Below are 17,591 nucleotides of genomic sequence, written 5' to 3' on the forward strand. Positions count from 1 at the left end.
CATCGGCAGCGCCTCCCCAGAACCGGCCCTTCGGAGCTTGTTGCAACGTCGGTCAGGACAGCAAAAGGTAGAAGCAAATGCCCGACCGTCAGCCTGGATCCGCCCCGGTTGCATCCCGGAATGGCTGATCTTCCCTATCGGGCCGGCGCCATGCTGCTGGCATTACTGCTGCTGTGTGGCGCCGCCCGCGCCCAGCCGGCCGAAGCGCCGCGCGCCGATCCCTGGAGTGCCTGCCGCCTCGCCATCCAGGCCCAGGAACGCGGCAGCGGCCTGCCCCCCGGCCTGCTGCTGGCCATCGCCCTGGTCGAGACCGGCCGGGCCGATCCGCGCGGCCGCATCGAGCCCTGGCCCTGGAGCTGGAACGCGGAAGGCGAAGGCCATGCCGAGCCGACGCGCGAAGCCGCCATTGCCCGGGTCGAGGCTTTCCTCGCCAGCGGTCGCCGCTCGGTCGATGTCGGCTGCATGCAGGTCAACCTGCTCTATCACCCGGAGGCCTTCGCCAGCCCGGCCGAGGGCTTCGATCCCGCCGCCAACCTGCGCTACGCGATCCGTTTCCTGAAGGAATTGCGCGCCCGCACCGGCAACTGGGCCGATGCCATCGCGCAATATCATTCAGGGGAGATCGAACGCGGCAGCGCCTATCACCGCAAGGTGATGCTGGCCCGGCTGGGTGCCGCCTGGGGTGCCGGAGGCATGGTCCCGCTGCCGATCCAGACCGTCGCCGGCCTCTGCGCCCCGGGGCTGGGCCCGGCCCTGGTCATCCGCCGTGGCGGCGGCGGTCCCCGCCCGCGCCTCGCCTGTCATCGCCAGGCGGGCAAGCCGGCGGTCACGCCAAGGCGAGGTTCGGCACGCGCACCAGGGTGAAGAGCCCGAAGGGCGGGCATTCGGTGATCTCGACCGCCTGCTTCGGGTCTTCCAGCAGATCCGTCAGGGCGAAATCCGGGTGCCAGCCCAGCACGCGGGACAGCGGCGCCAGGGTCCGCTCGGCCCACCAGCGCAGGCCGCCCTCGGCCGCGAAATGGTTGACGAAAAGCAGCTCGCCCCCCGGCCGCACCACCCGGCACATTTCCCGGTAGAGCCGCTTGGCATCGGGCACCACGGTCGCGGTGAACATCGCCACGGCGATGTCGAAGCTCGCGTCCTCGAAGGCCATGGACTCGGCGTCCATCTCGACCAGGCCGACGACGTTGCGCAGGCCGAGGTTCGTCACCCGCTCCCGCGCATGGCGCAGCATGTCGCGCGACAGGTCGATGCCGACCACGCGCTTCTGCGCATTGTAGAGCGGCAGGGCGAGGCCGGTGCCGACGCCGACTTCCAGGACGCGGGTCCCGGGCAGCTTGTTGGCCGCCGCCACCGCGCGCTTGCGGCCCGCGCCGGAGACGCCGCCGAAGACACCGTCATAGACGCCGGCCCAGCGGCGATAGGCGTCGCGGACCGATTCGGCGTCCAGCGCCGCCCGCGGATGCCCCAACCGGTCGATCTGCTTGCTTTGGGGCTGCTGCAGCCTGGCGTGGGAAATGGCGCGGCTCTCCTCCGGCGTTACGCCATGCGCTAGACCAATGGCGGTCGGGACGCAAGCGCGACCGGCCTGCATGGGTTGCCTAGCTCCCCTGCGGTTCGCGCCGCCCTTCCGGCAGGGCAACCAGGATGCCGCCCGCAGCGATCACCGCCGCCCCCGCCAGGGTCCAGCCATCCGGCCAGTCGCCGAAGACCAGCACGCCGGCCAGCACCGCCCAGACGAGCTGGGTATAGGACAGCGGCGCCAGCAGGCTGACCGGCGCCCTTGCATAGGCCAGCACCAGCAGCCCATGCCCCACCGCGCCCAGCAGGCCGAGCACCACCAGCAGCCCCCAGTCCAGCGCTCCGGGCCAGATCCAGACGAAGGGCTGCACCAGCGTGGTCACGATCGCGCCGGCGAAGCCGGTATGCAGGATGGTGGTGCGCGGATCGTCGATCGCCGCCAGCTTGCGGGTGAGGATCTGGTACACCGCGAACATCGCCGCCGTGCCGAGCGGCAGCACCACCGCCCAGTGCATCGGCGCGCCTCCGGTCAGGAAGGGCGGCCGGATCGCCACCAGCACCCCGGCCAGCCCGATGCAGACGCCGAGCCAGCGGCGCCAGCCCACCCTTTCCCGCAGCCAGACCGCCGCCAGCGCCACGGTGAACAACGGGGAGGCGAAGCCGATGGCGGTCGCATCGGTCAGCGGCAGATGCGGCAGGGCGGTCGAGAACATCAGGTTGGCGCCCGCCAGCATCAGGCTGCGCCAGGCCTGCAGCCAGGGCGCCCGGGACCGCCAGGGCAGCCGCCCCATGGTCACCCGGAACAGCAGCGCGACGGCCAGCAGGCTGAAAAGGAACCGTGCCCACATGAGCTGCGGCACGGCGTAGTGCGCCGTCAGCAGCTTGAGCAGGGTATCCATGCCGGTGAATCCGGCCAGCGCCAGCAACTGCAGGGCGACGCCGGCGACCCAGCCCTTCATCGGCTGGCGAGTGATCTAACCATTCGTCCAGGATCGCCCCGGCCAATCCCCGCGGCAACCCCGATTGTGCGACGCAGCAGAAATCAGGCCGCGTCTTCCCGCCGGTCCCGCGCCTTCACATAGGCGACGGCGGCATGTTCCTGGCAATAGGGCTTGCCTGTCGTCGCCTCGGCGACGCAGAAGCGGAAATCCGGGGTGCCCGGCTCGCCCAGCGGCCAGCAGCAGCTCCGGAGGGAAGCACGGGGGAAGGCACGAACGACGGCACTGGCGGCCTGGGCGCCGGGCTTCTCGACCCGGCGGGTCGCGGCGGCCTCACGCGGGGTGCCCGGGCTGGCCGGGGCACGGCGGGGCTGCACCGTGGCGGTGCGGTCGGCCGCCTCGGCATCGCGGCGGATCGGACTGGGCCGGGCATCGAGGTTCAGACGATGCGCCTTGCCGACAACGGCGTTTTTCGAGATGCCCATGCGCCGGCCGATCTCGGCCGTCGAATGACCCTCTGCCCAAAACGTACGGAGCTGGTCGATAGCCTCTGCCGTCCAGTCCATGTGGTTCTCCCAATCCCGGGCCTACCAGATTTAGCCGCCCACTAGATACGGTAGGATATCGCACGGCATGGCCACAAGTTCTGGCGTGCTTCGGAGGTCGTAAAAGCTGTGGAAAAGCCCGGCTTCGCATCGGATCGGCCGATTCGGACTTCGGAAATGGGCATTCCGCGACCGCCTTGCGTGCATAATTCGATTCCGAATCGAAAACCGGTCCTCAGCCGAAGACCAGCCGCCAGAGCAACGGCAGCAGCAGCGCCGAGGCCAAGGCGTTCAGCCCCATCGCCAGCCCGCTGAAGGCCCCCGCCGCGGCACTGACCGACAGCGCCCGGGCGGTGCCGATCCCATGCGATGCAGTTCCGATGGCGAGTCCCCTCGCCCGCATGTCCCGCACCCGCACCCAGTCCAGCACCAGCGGCCCCAGCGCCGCGCCGGTGATGCCGCTGCAGATCACCAGCGCCGCGGTCAGGGACGGCAGCCCGCCGATCCGCTCGGCGATGCCCATGGCGACCGGCGTGGTGACGGAACGCGGCGCCAGGGAAGCCGTCACTTCCGGCGCCGCCCGCAGCGCCAACGCGATCGCCACCCCGACGCCGGCCGCGAAGACCCCGCCGGTGATGACCGAGAGCGCCGCCACCCCCGCCGCCCGCCGCACCACATGCCACTGCCGGTAGAGCGGCACCGCCAGCGCGACGGTCGCCGGGCCAAGCAGGAAATGCACGAATTGCGCGCCCTCGAAGTAGCTGCGGTAATCGATGCCGGTGGCCAGCAGCCCCGCCGCCAGCAGCGCCACCGCGAAGAGGACGGGATTGGCCAGGGAATGCCGCCCGAAGGCCCGCTGCAGCCGCAGCGCGCCCAGCCAGGCGAGCAGGGTCGCGGTCAGCGCCGCCAGCGGCTCCCGCGCCAGATAGACCCAGATTTCCCCGAGTTCGCTCATCCGAGCCGCCGCAGCAGCCATTGCGCCAGCCGGCCCGTGACGGCGATGGCCGAAAGCGTGCCCACCACCACCGCCAGCGACAGCGGCGCCCAGTCCCGCGCCAGCAGCGGCAGGTAGAGCACCACCCCCACCCCCGCCGGCACGAACAGCAGCCCGAGGTTGCCGAGCAACGCATCCGCCGTCGCGTCCAGCGCCGGCGGCGCCTCCCGCCCCCGCAGCAGCAGTGCCACGAACAGCAGCACCATGCCGATGACGGGCCCCGGTACCGGCAGGTGCAGCGCGCGCGCCACGACCTCGCCGGCCAGCTGGCAGGTGAGCAGGGCGGCGAGCGCGCCGATCAAGCCTTGCCGGCCTTATAGGCCTCGAAGAAGCCGGTCGGGCGGATGATGCGGTTCTGCATCTTCACCAGCGCCCCCTGCTGCGCCGCGACCTTGAGATAGGCGGCCCATTCCGGGTCGGCGGCCATCGCCATGCGGCGCTTCTCCCGGTCGCCCTGGTCCGCGTAGCCCCACATATGCACCACGGTATTCAGCTCGCCCTCCACCGTCGTGTACCAGCCGACGCAGTGGCCGAGGTGCTTGAGCTGCAGCGGCCAGGCCTGCTCCTCGTACAGGGCGACGAAATCGGCCAGCCGGTTCGGCAGGGTGGTGTAGATGCGCAGGTCGACGATCATGGCGGCGGCTCCTTCTCCGCCGCCATGATCCATCGGCCGCTATTGCAGGTCCACCGTCACGAGATCCTGGAACCAGGATTGCGCCGAGACGAAGCCGCGCACCCGGCGCGACATCGCGCGGGGATTCAGGTCGTGCACGATGAAGAGCCAGGGCGGGTTGTCCACCAGCCGCTCATGCGCCTTCGCATAGGCGGCGTCATAGGCGGCCGGCGTGGTCGCAGTCTCGAGCGCGCTGAAGGCGGCCTCGAATTCCGGGTCGTTCCATTGGCCCCAGTTGAAGCCATTGGGCGGCACGAAGGCCTGCAGGAAATACCGCGCCGCGACCGCCGGATCGGAGGAGGGCGAGGAGGGGTTCGCCGCGGTCGCGCCGTTCAGGATCGGCGCCTCCGGCCCCTGGCGGATCGCGGTCAGCAGCGTGTTCCATTCCGTCACCTCGAAGGAGACCTCGACGCCGCAGGCCTCCTTCAGGTTCTGCTGCATGTATTCGTTCATCGGCAGCGGCAGCATCTGGCCGGAGCCGCTGGCCGAGATCATCACCTTGAAGCGCAGCGGCCGCTGCGGCGTGAAGCCGGCCGCGGCAAGCAGCGCCTTGCCCTTGGCGGGGTCGAAGCCGTAGCGGTTCTGCGGGCTGCCGAAATGCGGATCGGAGGGCTTCAGCCAGCCGACGGAGGGCTCCGCCGTGTCGTTCAGCAATTGCACCAGCCCGGCGCGGTCGACGCAGTAGTTCAGCGCCTGCCGCACCCGGACGTCGCGGAAGGGCGTGGCGGCGCCGCCCGTCTGGAAGAACCAGGGCCAGACATGCGGATAGCTGTTGGTCACCACGTTGAAATTGGCGGCCCGCAGCGAGGGGATCGCATCCGGCGGCGGCACCTCGGCCCAGTCCACCTGGCCCGAGCGCAGCGCGGCGAGGCGGCTATTCGCCTCCGGGATCGGCAGCAGCAGCACGCGGTCGAGCTTCGGGATGCGGGCGGTGTCCCAATACCCCTCGTTCTTCGTCAGCTCGGCCGAGACGCGGGCGGTGAAGCGGGAGAGCCGGAAGGGCCCGGTCCCGGCCGGCGGCAATGCCGCGACCTTGGCCCAGTCGCGGCCGCCCTGCTCCCAGCTGTTCGGGCTGATGAACAGGATATAGACGGCCATGTAGGGGAAGTAGCTGGCGACGCGGGTGGTGGTCATCGCCACCGTCCGGTCGTCGATCTTGCGGTAGCTCGCCATGATCGGGATGCGCGACCGGGTGATGCCGCTGCCGGCCGGCTCGAACTGCGGGCTGTCGGTCTTGAAGAAGCGGTCGAGGTTCCAGATCACGCTATCGGCGGTGAAATCCGTGCCGTCGTGGAATTTCACGCCCTGGCGCAGCCGGAAGATCCAGGTCTTCGGATCGGCCGGATCCTGCGCCCAGCTTTCGGCCAGGCCCGGCCGCAGGGTCGCCGGCCGGTCGGCCCGGCTGAGATCCCAGAGCACCAGCCCCTCGAAGCTGGGATAGCCGAGGAATCGCATCCCCTCGAAGCCGTTGTTCGGCATGCCGGTGGTGGTCGGCACGTCGGCCGCGGTCATGGCGATGCGGAGCGTCTTCTGCTGCGCCAGCGCCGGCTGGCCGGCGGCCAGCAGCGCGGCGATGGCAAGGCCCCAACGAAGCCTTCCGAATATCCCGGTGCACGTCATCTGCGGTTCCATCCCAGTCGATGTCACCGCCTCGATGCAAGGAGCATGCAAGCGCCAGCGCTATCCCCCGCGCGCCGCGGGCCACCGCCCTGCCCAAAGCCTGGGCAACCCTGCCCATCGCCGCGCCGCCTCACGCGACATTTGCGACACGCCCGGGCCGGCGCGCGACATGCAGCGGCGACAGGCCGCCCGCAGGATGCCCGCAACACAGGGGAGCCGCCCATGCGTCCGGCCAGAACCGCGAGACTGCTGCACCTGCCGCGCCCCGGCCATATCGGCCGGCCCATCGGGCCGCCGATCGCCACCGCCTTCCAGCCCATCCTCGATACCGCGACCGGCGCCATCTTCGCCTATGAGGCGCTGGTGCGCGGCCCGGAGGAGGAGGACGCCGGCTGGGTCTTCGCCCGGGTGGACCGGGCGGATCGCCACCGCTTCGACAGCCTCTGCCGCTTCCGCGCGATCGAGGCCGCGGCGGCGGCCGGGCTGGCGCGGACCGGGGCGCTGCTCTCGCTGAACATCCTGCCGGCGGCCGCCACCGAGCGGCGGCTGGCCCCTCTGCTGGAGGCCGCGGCAAAGTGCGGCTTCGCGCCCAGCCAGCTCATGCTCGAAGTCACCGAGGATGCGGAGCAGGCCGATCCGGTGGCGCTCGGCCAATTCGGCGCCGCCTGCCGTGCGGCCGGGGTGCTGACGGCGATGGACGGTTTCGGCGCCGGCAACTCGGGCCTCGGACGGCTTTCCGCCTTCCGGCCGGACGTCGTGAAGCTGGACCGGTCCCTGGTGCAGGACGTGGCGGGCGACCTGGCGCAGCAGGCGATCCTGCATTGCGTGGCGGGGCTCTGCGGCGCGCTCGACATGCGGGCGGTGGCGGAGGGGGTGGAGAAGGCGGCCGATTACCACGCGCTGCGCGGGCTCGGCATCGGGCTGGTGCAGGGCTGGCTGGTGGGGCGTCCGGTGGTCGGCAGGCTGGCTCCGGCGCGGGTGCCCTGAGGCGGGGAAGGCCGGGGAGAAGGTAGTCTCCCCGGCCCCCTCGGCGACTTCGTGGCGAAGGCGGACTACTGCAGGTCGACGCGCGTCAGGTCCTGGTACCAGGACTGCGCCGAGACGAAGCCGCGCACCCGCCGCGTCATCGCGCGGGGATTGAGGTCGTGGACGATGTAGAGCCAGGGCGCGCCATCGACCAGCCGCTCATGCGCCTTGGTCAGCGCCGCGGTGATGGCCGCCGGGTCGGTGCTGGTCTCGACCGCGGCGAAGGCGGCGTCGAACTCGGCATCCCGCCAATGCCCGGCATTGGAGCCGACCGGCGTGGCGTTGGAGGACAGGAACCAGCGCGCCATCTGCGAGGCGTCCGAGGAGACCAGGCTGATGTTCAGCGCATCGGCACCCAGCCATTGCGGCGCATCCGGCGTGGCCCTGAGGCCGGCCAGCAGGGTGTTCCACTCGACCACCTGGAAGCCGATCTCGACGCCGCAATTCTCCTTCAGGCTTTGCTGGAGATACTCGTTCATCGGCAGCGGCAGCATCTGGCCGGAGCCGCTGGTGGAGATGCCGATGGTCAGCTTCAGCGGCTTCTGCGCGCCATAGCCGGCCTCGGCCAGCAGCGCGCGGCCCTTGGCCGCATCCAGCCGGTAGCGGTTCTGCGGGGACCCGAACAGCGGGTCGTTCGGCTTGTAGAAGCCGACGCTCGGCTCCGCCGTGCCGTTCAGCAGCGTCACCATGCCGTCCCGGTCGAAGCAGTAGTTCAGCGCCTGGCGCACCCGGACATCGGACGTCGGGCTGGAGGCGCGGCCGGCGGCGAAGACCCAGGGCCAGACATGCGGGTAGCTGTTGGTCACCACCTGGAAGCCGCCCGAGCGAAGGCCAGGGATGCCGTCCGGCGGCGGCACCTCGATCCAGTCCACCTGGCCGGAGCGCAGCGCGGCGAGGCGGGTATTCGCCTCCGGCATCGGCAGCAGCAGGATGCGGTCGAGCTTGGCGCGGCGGTTCGGGTCCCAGTAGTTGTCGTTGCGCGAGATCTCGGCGGATTGCCGCGGCACGAAGCGGGTGATGCGGAAAGGCCCGGTCCCGGCGGCGCCGGCCGTCGCCACCTTGGCCCAGTCGCGGCCGTTGCTTTCCCAGGACTGCGGCGAGGTGAAGAGGATCCAGGTCAGCAGATAGGGCAGGTAGGAGATCGGCCGGGCGGTCTCGAGCTCGACGGTATTGGCGTCGATCTTCCGGTACCCGGTCAGGATCGAGACCCGGCCGCGGGCCAGCGCGGCGCCGGCGGCATCGAATTGCGGGCTGTCGTTCTTGTAGAAGCGGTCGAGGTTCCAGATGACGCTATCGGCCGAGAAGGCTGAGCCATCGTGGAAACTGACGCCCTGGCGCAGGTCGAAGCGCCACTTCTTGCCGTCCGCCGGGTCCTGGGTCCAGGCGGTGGCGAGGCCGGGCATGATATCGGCCGGCTTGTCGGCGCGGGAGAGGTCCCAGTTCACCAGCGGCTCGAAGACCGGGAAGCCGAGGAAGCGCATGCCCTCGGAGCCGTTGTTCGGCATGCCGGTGGTGGTCGGGACGTCCGAGGCGGTCATCGCCACACGGAGGACCTTGGGGGCCTGGGCTTGCGCCGCCAAGGGCGCGAGCAGGCCGGCGGCGAGGGCCAGGCGTGTGAGGGCGGCGGCGGGGCGAAGGCGCAAGGCAGGGCTCCCTGAATAGGCCCCGGGTGCCTAGCAAGGATCGTGCTGCGGCCGGCGTTCGAGCAATTCGACCATCACCCCCTCCGGCCCGCGGATGAAGGCGAGGCGGAAGCCGGGGCCGGCCTGCATCGGGCCGACGGTGATCTCGGCCCCCTTGGCACGGAGGGCGGCGCAGGCGTCATCGAGGTCGTCGACGCCGAGCCCGATGTGCTCGAGGCCCAGGTGCGGGAAGGCGGGGCCGGGGCCGGCCGGAAACTCCGGGTTGGAGGGGGCGATCAGCAGCAATTGCCCGTCGAGGCGGAGGATATGCCGGCCGGGACGGCCCTCCGGCTCCGCCTCGGCCCCGAACAGCCGGGTGAAGAAATCCGCCATCGCGCCGGGGTCGGCGGCGCGGAGGTGGATATGGTCGAAGCGGAACCTCACCCCGCCACGCGCCCCTGGTAGCGGGTCTTGAGATCGGCCTTCCACAGCTTGCCGGTCGCGGTATGCGGCAGGCTCTCGACGAATTCGACGGCATCCGGGATCCACCACTTGGCCACCTTGCCGTCGTAATAGGCGAGGATCTCGGCGGCGCTCGGCGTCATGCCGGGCTTCGGCTGGACCAGCAGCAGCGGGCGCTCGTCCCACTTGGGGTGGGCGATGGCGATGACGGCGGCTTCCTGCACCGCCGGGTGGCCCATGATGAGGTTCTCGAGGGTGATGGAGCTGATCCACTCGCCCCCCGATTTGATGACATCCTTGGCGCGATCGACGATCTCGATGCAGCCGAGGTCGTCCATCGTGACGACGTCGCCGGTGCGGAACCAGCCATCCGCGGTGAAGGCGGCATCGTCGGGGCGGTTGAAGTAGGCCGCCGCCGCCCAGGGGCCGCGGACCTCCAGCTCGCCGAAGGCCACGCCGTCATGGGGGATTTCGGCCCCGGCACCGTCGCGGATGCGGAGCTCCACGCCGAAGAGCGGGCGGCCCTGCTTGCGGGCATAGTCGAGGAAGCGATCGGCGTCCCAATCCGCATTCTCCGGCTTGCGGGCATTGGTGGTGCCGAGCGGGCTGATCTCGGTCATGCCCCAGGCATGCAGGATGGAGACGCCGTATTCCTTGAGGAAGCCGGCGTTGATCGCCGTCGGCAGGGCGGTGCCGCCGACCACCAGCCGCGGCGGCGCGGCGAAACGGCGGCCGGGCTCGGCCCGCAGCCAGTTCAGCAGCGCGGTCCAGAGGGTGGGGACGCCGGCGGAGAAGGTGACGCCCTCCTCCTCGATCAGCCGGTGCAGGCTGGCGGGGTCGAGCTTCGGGCCCGGCAGCACGAGGGAGGCGCCGGCGGCGGCGGCCGAGTAGGGGATGCCCCAGGCATTCACATGGAACATCGGCACCACCGGCATCACCACGTCGGCGGCGCCGATGGCGAAGCAATCCTTCTGCAGGGTGCTGATGGCGTGGATGACGGTGCTGCGGTGGCTGTAGAGCACGCCCTTCGGCTCACCGGTGGTGCCGGAGGTGTAGCAGAGCGAGGAGGCGCTGCGCTCGTCGAGCTCGGGCCAGTCGAACTGCGTGGGCTGCCCGGCGATGAGGCTTTCCTGGGCCAGCAGCTCGAAGCGGCCGCGCAGCGGGCAGTCGGCCGGGATATCGGCCTCGGTCCCCATGACGATGATGGCGCGGAGGCTGGGCGGCAGCTTGTCCACCAGGGCCTCGGCGCCGGCGAGCAGGGTCGGGTCGACCAGCAGGTGGGTATCGGCGGCATCGGCCAGGATATAGGCGATCTGGCCGGGGAAGAGCCGCGGGTTCACGGTATGCAGCACCGCGCCCATGGCGGAGATGCCGTAGTAGGCCTCGAGGTGGTGGTGCTCGTTCCAGGCCAGCGTTGCGATGCGTTCGCCGCGCTGGACGCCGCGGGCGGTCAGGGCATGGGCGAGCTGGGCGGCGCGGGCGGCGATCTCGGGCCAGGTGTGGCGCACCAGGCTGCCATCGGGGCGGGCGGAGACGATCTTGGCGCCGGCGTGGTTGCGGGCGGCGTGATCCAGGAGGCTGGAGATCAGCAGCGGTCGGTCCTGCATCAGGCCCAGCATCTTGGTTGTCTCCCCGTTGGTGTTGGCCGGAGTTTGGGGGTGGCCCGGGGTGGCGGCAAGGGCGCTGCGGGGCCGGATAAATTCGGCTCAATTCCCCTAAATCTGACTAAATTCGGCTAAATTTCCCTCAATTCCATAAAATTCGCCTCAAATTCAATAAATTTTTGGGCTTAAGTATTTGTTTTCGTTGGGTTTACAGGGAGAAAATTTAGAATTCCAGCGCTTGCGCGGCAGGATGCCGAGGCGGGAAGTTCGACAAGCCAATGATAGCAAGCCGGGGGGCTGGATACCAGATTATTATCCTAACCCCCCTCCCCGCCTCAGGCCGCGCGCAGGAAGCCCGCCGCCCTTTCGCCGATCATCAGCGCCGCCGGCTGGATGTTGGACGACGGCACCAGCGGCATGACGCTGGCATCCGCCACCATCAGCCCCTCGATCCCCTTCAGCCGCAGCCGCGGGTCGACCGGGGCCAGGGCGTCGTCGCCCATCCGGGCGGTGCCGCAGGGGTGGTAGACGGTGCCGCCGTCGCGGCGGATATGGGCGAGGATCTCCTCGTCCGTATGGGCCTGCGGGCCGGGGGTCAGCTCCTCCTCGATCAGCGCCGCCAGCGGGCCCTGCGCGGCCAGGCGGCGGGCGTATTTCACGCCCTCCACCATCAGGTGCTGGTCATGCGCGGCTTCCAGGTAGTTGGCGCGGATCACCGGCTTGTCGTCGGGGTCGGCGCTGCGGAGGGAGATGGTGCCGCGGCTGTCGGGGCGGCACTGGCAGGCGCTGAACATGAAGCCGGGCCAGGGGTCCGGGCCATCCTCGTAGGTGGTGACGGTGAAATTCACGAAGAGGTACTGCATGTCCGGCTCCTCGGCGCCGGACAGCACGCGGGCGAAGAGGTTGGCCTCCGCCGCGCCGATGGACATCGGGCCGCGGCGGTCGAAGGCGTAGCGGGCGGCCATGCGCAGCTTGCCGAAGGGGCCGCGGACCAGCTCGTTCACCGTGCCGCAGGGCTTCACCCGGTAGCGCATGCGCTGCAGGAAATGGTCCTGCAGGTTCTGGCCCACGCCGGGGCTGTGGAGGCGCGTCTCGATGCCGTGCTCCTGCAGCTGCGCGCCGTCGCCGATGCCGGACAGCATCAGGATCTGCGGCGTGCCGATGGCGCCTGCGCTCAGCACCACATGCCGCCGCACCTCCCAGCGCTCGAGCCCCGCCGGGCCGCGCACCAGGGCGCCGATGCACCGGCTGCCCTCGAACAGCAGCCGCTGGATGCTGCGCTCCGGCATGATCCGCAGGTTCGGCCGGTTGCGGGCGGGCTTGAGGAACATGTCGCCGGAATGGCTGCGGAAGCCGCCCTTGACGTTCATCTGCATCGGCCCGGCGCCCTCGTGCCAGGCGCCGTTGAAATCCTTCACCCGCTTCTGCCCCATGGCCAGCGCCGCCGCGACGAAGGCCTGGGCGCCGGGGGAGCTGTGGCGGGCCTCGGAGGCGTGGATCGGGCCGTCGGTGCCGCGCTCCTCCGAGGGCTCGCCCGACCAGGTCTCCAGCCGCTTGAAATAGGGCAGCACGTCGTCATAGGCCCAGCCGCGCGCGCCGGACTGCGCCCAGCGGTCGTAGTCGCGCGGCGAGCCGCGCAGGAAGACCAGACCGTTCACCGCGCCCGAGCCGCCGACCACCTTGCCGCGCGGCCAGTGGATGCTGCGGCCGTCGAGGCCCGGCTCGGCCTCGGTGTGGTAGCGCCAGTCGTACTTGCCGGAGGCATAGAGCCGGGCGAAGCCGGCGGGGATGCGGATCCAGGGGTCGCGCCAGGCGGCGGGGCCGGCCTCGATGAGGGCGACCTGGGTGGCGCCGTCCTCCGACAGCCGGGCGGCGATGACGCAGCCGGCCGAGCCGGCGCCGAGCACCAGCACGTCTGTGGTGTGGACGGCGGCAACGGCGCCGCCGTCCCTGGTCGTGCCTTCTGGCATGGGATCCCTCCGGTTGTTTTGCCGGAGTGTGGCATGCGGTACGGGGGCGCGCCTATTCCGGCCGGATGCTGGCCTCGCGGATCAGCTTGCCCCACATGGCGGTCTCGTCGGCCAGGGTCCGGTGCAGCATGGCCGCGTCGCCGGTGGTGATGGTGACGCCCTGCTCGGCCATGCGGGCGCGCAGCACCGTGTCCTCCGTCGCCGTGCGCAGGGCGGTGCCGAGCTTCGCCAGGATCGGCGCGGGGGTACCGGCGGGGGCGAACAGGCCCTGCCAGAAGACCACGTCGAAGCCGGGCAGCGTATCCGCGACGGGCGGGATGTCCGGCAGCAGGGTGGAGCGCTCGGCGGAGGAGATGGCGAGACCGCGCGTGGCGTTGTCGCCAAGGCTCGGCAGGGCCTCGAGCACCGCCTGGAACATCGCCTGGATGCGGCCGGCGCGGAGGTCGAGCAGGGCGGGGGAGCCGCCGCGATAGGGGATGTGGGTCACCTCGATCCCGGCCGCCTGGGCGAACAGCGCCAGCGCCAGGTGGTTGACCGCGCCGGTGCCGCTGCTGCCGAAATTCAGCTTGCCGGGGTTCGCCTTGCAATACGCGATCAGCTCCGCGGTGGTGCGGGCGGGCACGTCCGGGTGGACATGCAGGACGAAGGCGGTGCGGAAGACCATGCCGATGGGGGCGAGATCCTTCAGCGGCTCCTTCGGGGTCAGGCTCGGCTGCAGGCCGGGGTTGATGGCGAGCGTGGAGGTGCCCATCAGCAGGGTGTAGCCATCGGGCCGGGCCTGGGCGACGGCGGTATTGGCGACGGCGGTCGCGGCGCCGACCCGGTTCTCGACCACCATGGGGACGGCCAGCTCGCGGCCGATGCGCTCGGCCACGGCGCGGGAGGTGACGTCGGTGACGCCGCCCGGGGCATAGCCGGAGACGACGCTGATGGCGCGGCTGGGATAGGCCTCCTGGGCGCTCGCCATGGCGGGGGCGAGCAGCGGGAGAGCGAAAGCGGCGCGACGGGTCAGCATTGAGCGGGTCCTCCGGGATTTTGCCGGAAGCTGACCGCTGCGGCGGGCGGGGGCAAGCCCCGCCCACCATTTCGTCAGCCTGCCACCACCATGGCGGTGAAGGGCCAGACATAGGCCTGCAGCATCACCAGCACGCCGACGAGGAAGGCCAGCGCCAGGGAGTGGAAGAAGACGAAGCGCAGGATGGTGCCTTCCTGGCCGAACCAGTTGGTCGCGGTGGAGGCGACGACGATGGACTGCGCGTCGATCATCTTGCCCATGACGCCGCCGGAGGAGTTCGCCGCCGCCATCAGCACCGGCGAGAGGCCGAGCTGCTGCGCGGTGATCTTCTGCAACCCGCCGAACAGCACGTTGGAGGCGGTATCCGAGCCGGTCAGCGCCACGCCCAGCCAGCCGAGCATGGTCCCGAACAGCGGGAACAGGAACCCAGTCGAGGCGAAGGCCAGGCCCATGGTCGCATCCAGCCCGGAATAGCGCGTGAGGGTGCCGAGCCCGAGCATGGCGCCGATGGTGACCAGGCTGAGCCGCACCTTCCAGATGGTCCGGCCGTATTCGGCGATGAGCGCGACGGGCGAGAACTTCATCAGCAGGCCGGAGACGACGGCGGCGAACAGGATGCCCGTCCCGGTCATCGACAGGATGTTGAAGGCCCAGACGGCGGGCTCGGGGATCGGGCGTTCGACCACCGGCGGCGCCTTGATGATGGCGTTGTGCAGCCCGTCGATCGGGAAGCTGGTGGTGAAGATGCCGTTCAGCATGGCGCGGATGCTGGGCAGGCCCCAGGCGAAGACGAAGACCGTCAGGATCAGCCAGGGCATCCAGGCGCGGACCAGCGCGCCGCGGTCCATCGCCGCGCCGCCCACCACCGGCTTGGCCTGCACCAGATCGGCGCTCGGGTCCTTGCTGCGCAGGCCGGCGTTGGTCCAGATCTCACGCGGCTGCCAGACCCGGAGGAAGCCGACCAGGCAGGCCATGCAGACCAGGGCGGAGATGACGTCGACCAGCATCGGGCCGATGTAGTTGCTGACGAGGAACTGCGGGATGGCGAAGCTGACGCCGGTGACCAGGATGGCGGGCCAAACGTCCTTCATCGCGCGGAAGCCGGCGAAGGCCCAGATCAACCAGAAGGGCACGATCAGGCTGAAGAAGGGCAGCTGCCGGCCGATCATCGCCGAGAGCAGGTTGAGGTCGATGCCCGTCACCGAGGAGAGCGCGATCACCGGCGAGCCCAGCGCGCCGAAGGCCACGGGGGCGGTATTGGCGATCAGCGAGAGGCCCGAGGCGGCGAGCGGCGAGAAGCCGAGGCCGATGAGGATGGCGGCGGTGACCGCGACCGGGGTGCCGAAGCCGGCCGCGCCCTCGAAGAAGGCGCCGAAGGCGAAGGCGATCAGCAGCAGCTGCAGCCGGCGGTCCGGCGTCACCCCGGCGATCGCCTGCTGCAGGGTGGTGAAGCTGCCGTTCGCCACCGTCAGCCGGTAGAGGAAGATGATGTTCAGCACGATCCAGCCGATCGGGAACAGGCCGGAAAGGATGCCGAGGCCGGCGGCGCGCACCGCCATCCCGCCCGGCATGCCGAAGACGAAGCTGGCGCAGACCACGGCGACGACCAGGGCGGCGATGGCGGCCCAATGCGCGGCGACGCGGAAGAAGGCCAGCAGCACCAGCATGACGACGACGGGCAGGGCGGCGAAGACGGTCGAGAGGGCGATGCTGCCCATCGGGTCGTAAACCTGGGTCCAGGTCATGCGGTGCTCTTATCCTGGGTTGATGGGCTGGGTTGATGGGCTCGGTTGCCGGCCGTTCTGCCGGCGGATGCGCCCGGCTAGCGCATTATTCACCCAGCGGTAATTCCCAAGTCTGTGGCATTACCGAGAGTACATGCCGGGTTGACGGCCGCGCGGGGCCGGGGCCACCATCCGGCCGTTCCGGGAGAACACGCTGCTCGCAGGGCAAACGGCCATATGCCGGAGGCTTGCGCATGCCCGATACCAACCTGACCCGCCGTGGCCTGTTCGGCACGGCCCTCGCCACCGGCGCCCTGGGCGCCTGGGATCCGGCGCTGGCCCAGGCCGATGGCGGAACATTGCGCGTCGGCATGACCCTGGCGGCCATTCCGTTGTCCAACGGCTGCCCGGACCAGGGCGGCGAGGGCCAGCGCTTCATGGGCATCACGCTGTACAACTTCCTGGTCGAATGGGACCTGACCCAGGCCGACCGCCCTTCCGCGCTCAAGCCCGGGCTGGCGACGGGCTGGAAGATCGACCCCGCCAATCCGAAGCGCTGGTGGTTCGACATCCGCCAGGGCGTGCGCTTCCACGACGGCAAGCGGCTGACCGCCGAGGACGTGGCCTTCAGCTTCGACCGCGCCTTCCGCAAGGATGCCGCCTGGTTCGACAGCCGCGCCAATGCCCAGGTCGCCCTGCGGATGCCGACCATCGCCGACTGGGGCGCCGAGGGCGACGACCGCTTCTGGCTCGAGACCATCTATCCGGACAGCACGGTGCCCTTCGGCACGGTCTACATCGGCATCACCCATCGCGGCGCCTGGGAGGCGGCGGGGAAATCCTGGGACGCCTACCTGAACAAGGCGGTCGGCACCGGGCCCTGGAAGCTGGAAAGCTTCGCCATCCGGGAACGCGCGGTGCTGGTGCGGAACCCGGACCATTGGGAAGCCGCGCGCATCCCGAAATGCGCCCGGCTGGTGCTGCTGCCGCTGCCCGATGCCAATACCCGCGTCGCCGCGCTGCGCAGCGGCCAGGTGGACTTCATCGAGGCGCCGCCGCCGGATGCGCTGGCCAGCCTGCGGGCGGCGGGCTTCACCACGGTGGTGAACCAGTATCCGCACAACTGGACCTGGCATTTCTCGATGCTGGAGGGCTCGCCCTGGCGCGACGTCAGGGTGCGGAAGGCGGCCAACCTGGCGATCGACCGGTCGGGGATGAAGACCATGCTGGGCGGGACGATGCTGGAGGGCGCGGGGATCGTCACGCCGGACAGCCCCTGGTACGGCACGCCGTCGTTCAAGCTGGAGTATGCGCCGGACAAGGCCCGCGCGCTGCTGGCCGAGGCCGGCTTCGGGCCGGGCCGCCCGCTGCGGACCAGGGTGGCGATCTCGGCCGGCGGGTCCGGCCAGATGCAGCCGCTGACGATGAACGAGGTGGTGCAGCAGAACCTCAAGGAGATCGGCATCGAGGTCGATTTCGAGGTGGTGGAATGGAACGCCCTGCTGGTGATACGGCGGGAGGGCGCGGCCAAGGCGCAGGCGCGCGGCGTCACCGCCATCAACGTCTCCTACGGCGCGGGCGATCCCTTCAGCGGCTTCATGCGCATCATGAAGGCCGACATGGCGGCGCCGGCGGGCGGCAACTGGGGCAACCTGGCCGACCCGGTGCTGGAGCCGATGTTCACCGCTGCCTACAACGCGATGGAGCCGGCGGCGCAGGATGCCATCCTGGCGAAGATCCATACGCGGGTGGTGGATGAGGCGCTGTTCCTCTTCGTCGCCCATGACCTCAATCCGCGGGCGATGAGCCGCAAGGTCCGCGGCTTCGTGCAGGCGCGCAACTGGTCGCAGGACCTGACACCGATCAGCCTGGCTTAA

Annotated in this window: 16 protein-coding genes; 3 read left to right on the forward strand and 13 right to left on the reverse strand. The window is 70.4% G+C overall.

Annotated elements, in window-relative coordinates; genetic code table 11:
* Nucleotides 1–120: 120 nt before the first annotated feature.
* Nucleotides 121–864, forward strand: coding sequence for a transglycosylase SLT domain-containing protein (locus AC0IW9_RS07440; protein ID WP_471647584.1), 744 nt, complete (start codon nucleotides 121–123; stop codon nucleotides 862–864).
* Here the strand turns inward: AC0IW9_RS07440 and AC0IW9_RS07445 are convergent.
* From AC0IW9_RS07445 to AC0IW9_RS07475, 7 genes are all read right to left on the reverse strand, one after another.
* Nucleotides 827–1,594 carry a class I SAM-dependent methyltransferase gene (locus tag AC0IW9_RS07445; protein WP_471647585.1) on the reverse strand — a complete coding sequence of 256 codons (768 nt, stop codon included), beginning with the start codon at nucleotides 1,592–1,594 and terminating at the stop codon, nucleotides 827–829. The two genes, AC0IW9_RS07440 and AC0IW9_RS07445, sit on opposite strands and share 38 nt — an antisense overlap.
* Before the next feature lie 7 nt (nucleotides 1,595–1,601).
* Nucleotides 1,602–2,480: a DMT family transporter gene (locus AC0IW9_RS07450; RefSeq protein WP_471647586.1), complete on the reverse strand. Its 879-nt coding sequence runs from the start codon at nucleotides 2,478–2,480 to the stop codon at nucleotides 1,602–1,604.
* Between the two features lie 83 nt (nucleotides 2,481–2,563).
* The gene (locus tag AC0IW9_RS07455) at nucleotides 2,564–3,025 is read right to left on the reverse strand and encodes a GcrA family cell cycle regulator (RefSeq protein WP_471647587.1); all 462 of its coding nucleotides are present in this window, start codon (nucleotides 3,023–3,025) and stop codon (nucleotides 2,564–2,566) included.
* Between the two features lie 214 nt (nucleotides 3,026–3,239).
* A complete protein-coding gene (locus AC0IW9_RS07460) occupies nucleotides 3,240–3,959 on the reverse strand; it encodes an LrgB family protein (protein ID WP_471647588.1) in 720 nt (239 codons plus the stop codon).
* A complete protein-coding gene (locus AC0IW9_RS07465) occupies nucleotides 3,956–4,300 on the reverse strand; it encodes a CidA/LrgA family protein (RefSeq protein ID WP_471647589.1) in 345 nt (114 codons plus the stop codon). The genes AC0IW9_RS07460 and AC0IW9_RS07465 overlap by 4 nt, the downstream gene beginning before the upstream one ends.
* The gene (locus AC0IW9_RS07470) at nucleotides 4,297–4,632 is read right to left on the reverse strand and encodes an NIPSNAP family protein (RefSeq protein WP_471647590.1); all 336 of its coding nucleotides are present in this window, start codon (nucleotides 4,630–4,632) and stop codon (nucleotides 4,297–4,299) included. The genes AC0IW9_RS07465 and AC0IW9_RS07470 overlap by 4 nt, the downstream gene beginning before the upstream one ends.
* 39 nt (nucleotides 4,633–4,671) lie before the next feature.
* Nucleotides 4,672–6,291, reverse strand: coding sequence for an ABC transporter substrate-binding protein (locus AC0IW9_RS07475; protein WP_471647591.1), 1,620 nt, complete (start codon nucleotides 6,289–6,291; stop codon nucleotides 4,672–4,674).
* Between the two features lie 222 nt (nucleotides 6,292–6,513).
* On the opposite strand from AC0IW9_RS07475, the gene AC0IW9_RS07480 reads away from it, so the two are divergent.
* Nucleotides 6,514–7,278 (forward strand): EAL domain-containing protein, encoded by a 765-nt coding sequence (locus AC0IW9_RS07480; protein WP_471647592.1) that lies wholly within the window; start codon nucleotides 6,514–6,516, stop codon nucleotides 7,276–7,278.
* 65 nt (nucleotides 7,279–7,343) lie between these two features.
* On the opposite strand, the gene AC0IW9_RS07485 is transcribed toward AC0IW9_RS07480, so the two are convergent.
* The 6 genes from AC0IW9_RS07485 to AC0IW9_RS07510 form a co-directional block, all read right to left on the reverse strand.
* Nucleotides 7,344–8,960, reverse strand: coding sequence for an ABC transporter substrate-binding protein (locus tag AC0IW9_RS07485; RefSeq protein WP_471647593.1), 1,617 nt, complete (start codon nucleotides 8,958–8,960; stop codon nucleotides 7,344–7,346).
* 30 nt (nucleotides 8,961–8,990) lie between these two features.
* Nucleotides 8,991–9,383 carry a VOC family protein gene (locus AC0IW9_RS07490; RefSeq protein WP_471647594.1) on the reverse strand — a complete coding sequence of 131 codons (393 nt, stop codon included), beginning with the start codon at nucleotides 9,381–9,383 and terminating at the stop codon, nucleotides 8,991–8,993.
* Nucleotides 9,380–11,020 (reverse strand): long-chain fatty acid--CoA ligase, encoded by a 1,641-nt coding sequence (locus AC0IW9_RS07495; protein WP_471647595.1) that lies wholly within the window; start codon nucleotides 11,018–11,020, stop codon nucleotides 9,380–9,382. Before AC0IW9_RS07495 ends, AC0IW9_RS07490 begins: the two co-directional genes overlap by 4 nt.
* A 320-nt stretch (nucleotides 11,021–11,340) precedes the next feature.
* A complete protein-coding gene (locus AC0IW9_RS07500) occupies nucleotides 11,341–12,975 on the reverse strand; it encodes a GMC family oxidoreductase (protein ID WP_471647596.1) in 1,635 nt (544 codons plus the stop codon).
* A gap of 52 nt (nucleotides 12,976–13,027) precedes the next feature.
* Nucleotides 13,028–13,990, reverse strand: coding sequence for a Bug family tripartite tricarboxylate transporter substrate binding protein (locus AC0IW9_RS07505; RefSeq protein WP_471647597.1), 963 nt, complete (start codon nucleotides 13,988–13,990; stop codon nucleotides 13,028–13,030).
* A 74-nt stretch (nucleotides 13,991–14,064) separates the two neighbouring features.
* Nucleotides 14,065–15,735 (reverse strand): L-lactate permease, encoded by a 1,671-nt coding sequence (locus AC0IW9_RS07510; protein WP_471647598.1) that lies wholly within the window; start codon nucleotides 15,733–15,735, stop codon nucleotides 14,065–14,067.
* Between the two features lie 233 nt (nucleotides 15,736–15,968).
* On the opposite strand from AC0IW9_RS07510, the gene AC0IW9_RS07515 reads away from it, so the two are divergent.
* Nucleotides 15,969–17,591, forward strand: a complete 1,623-nt coding sequence (locus tag AC0IW9_RS07515; RefSeq protein ID WP_471647599.1) for an ABC transporter substrate-binding protein — start codon at nucleotides 15,969–15,971, stop codon at nucleotides 17,589–17,591.

This window comes from Belnapia sp. AC561, from assembly GCF_979252845.1.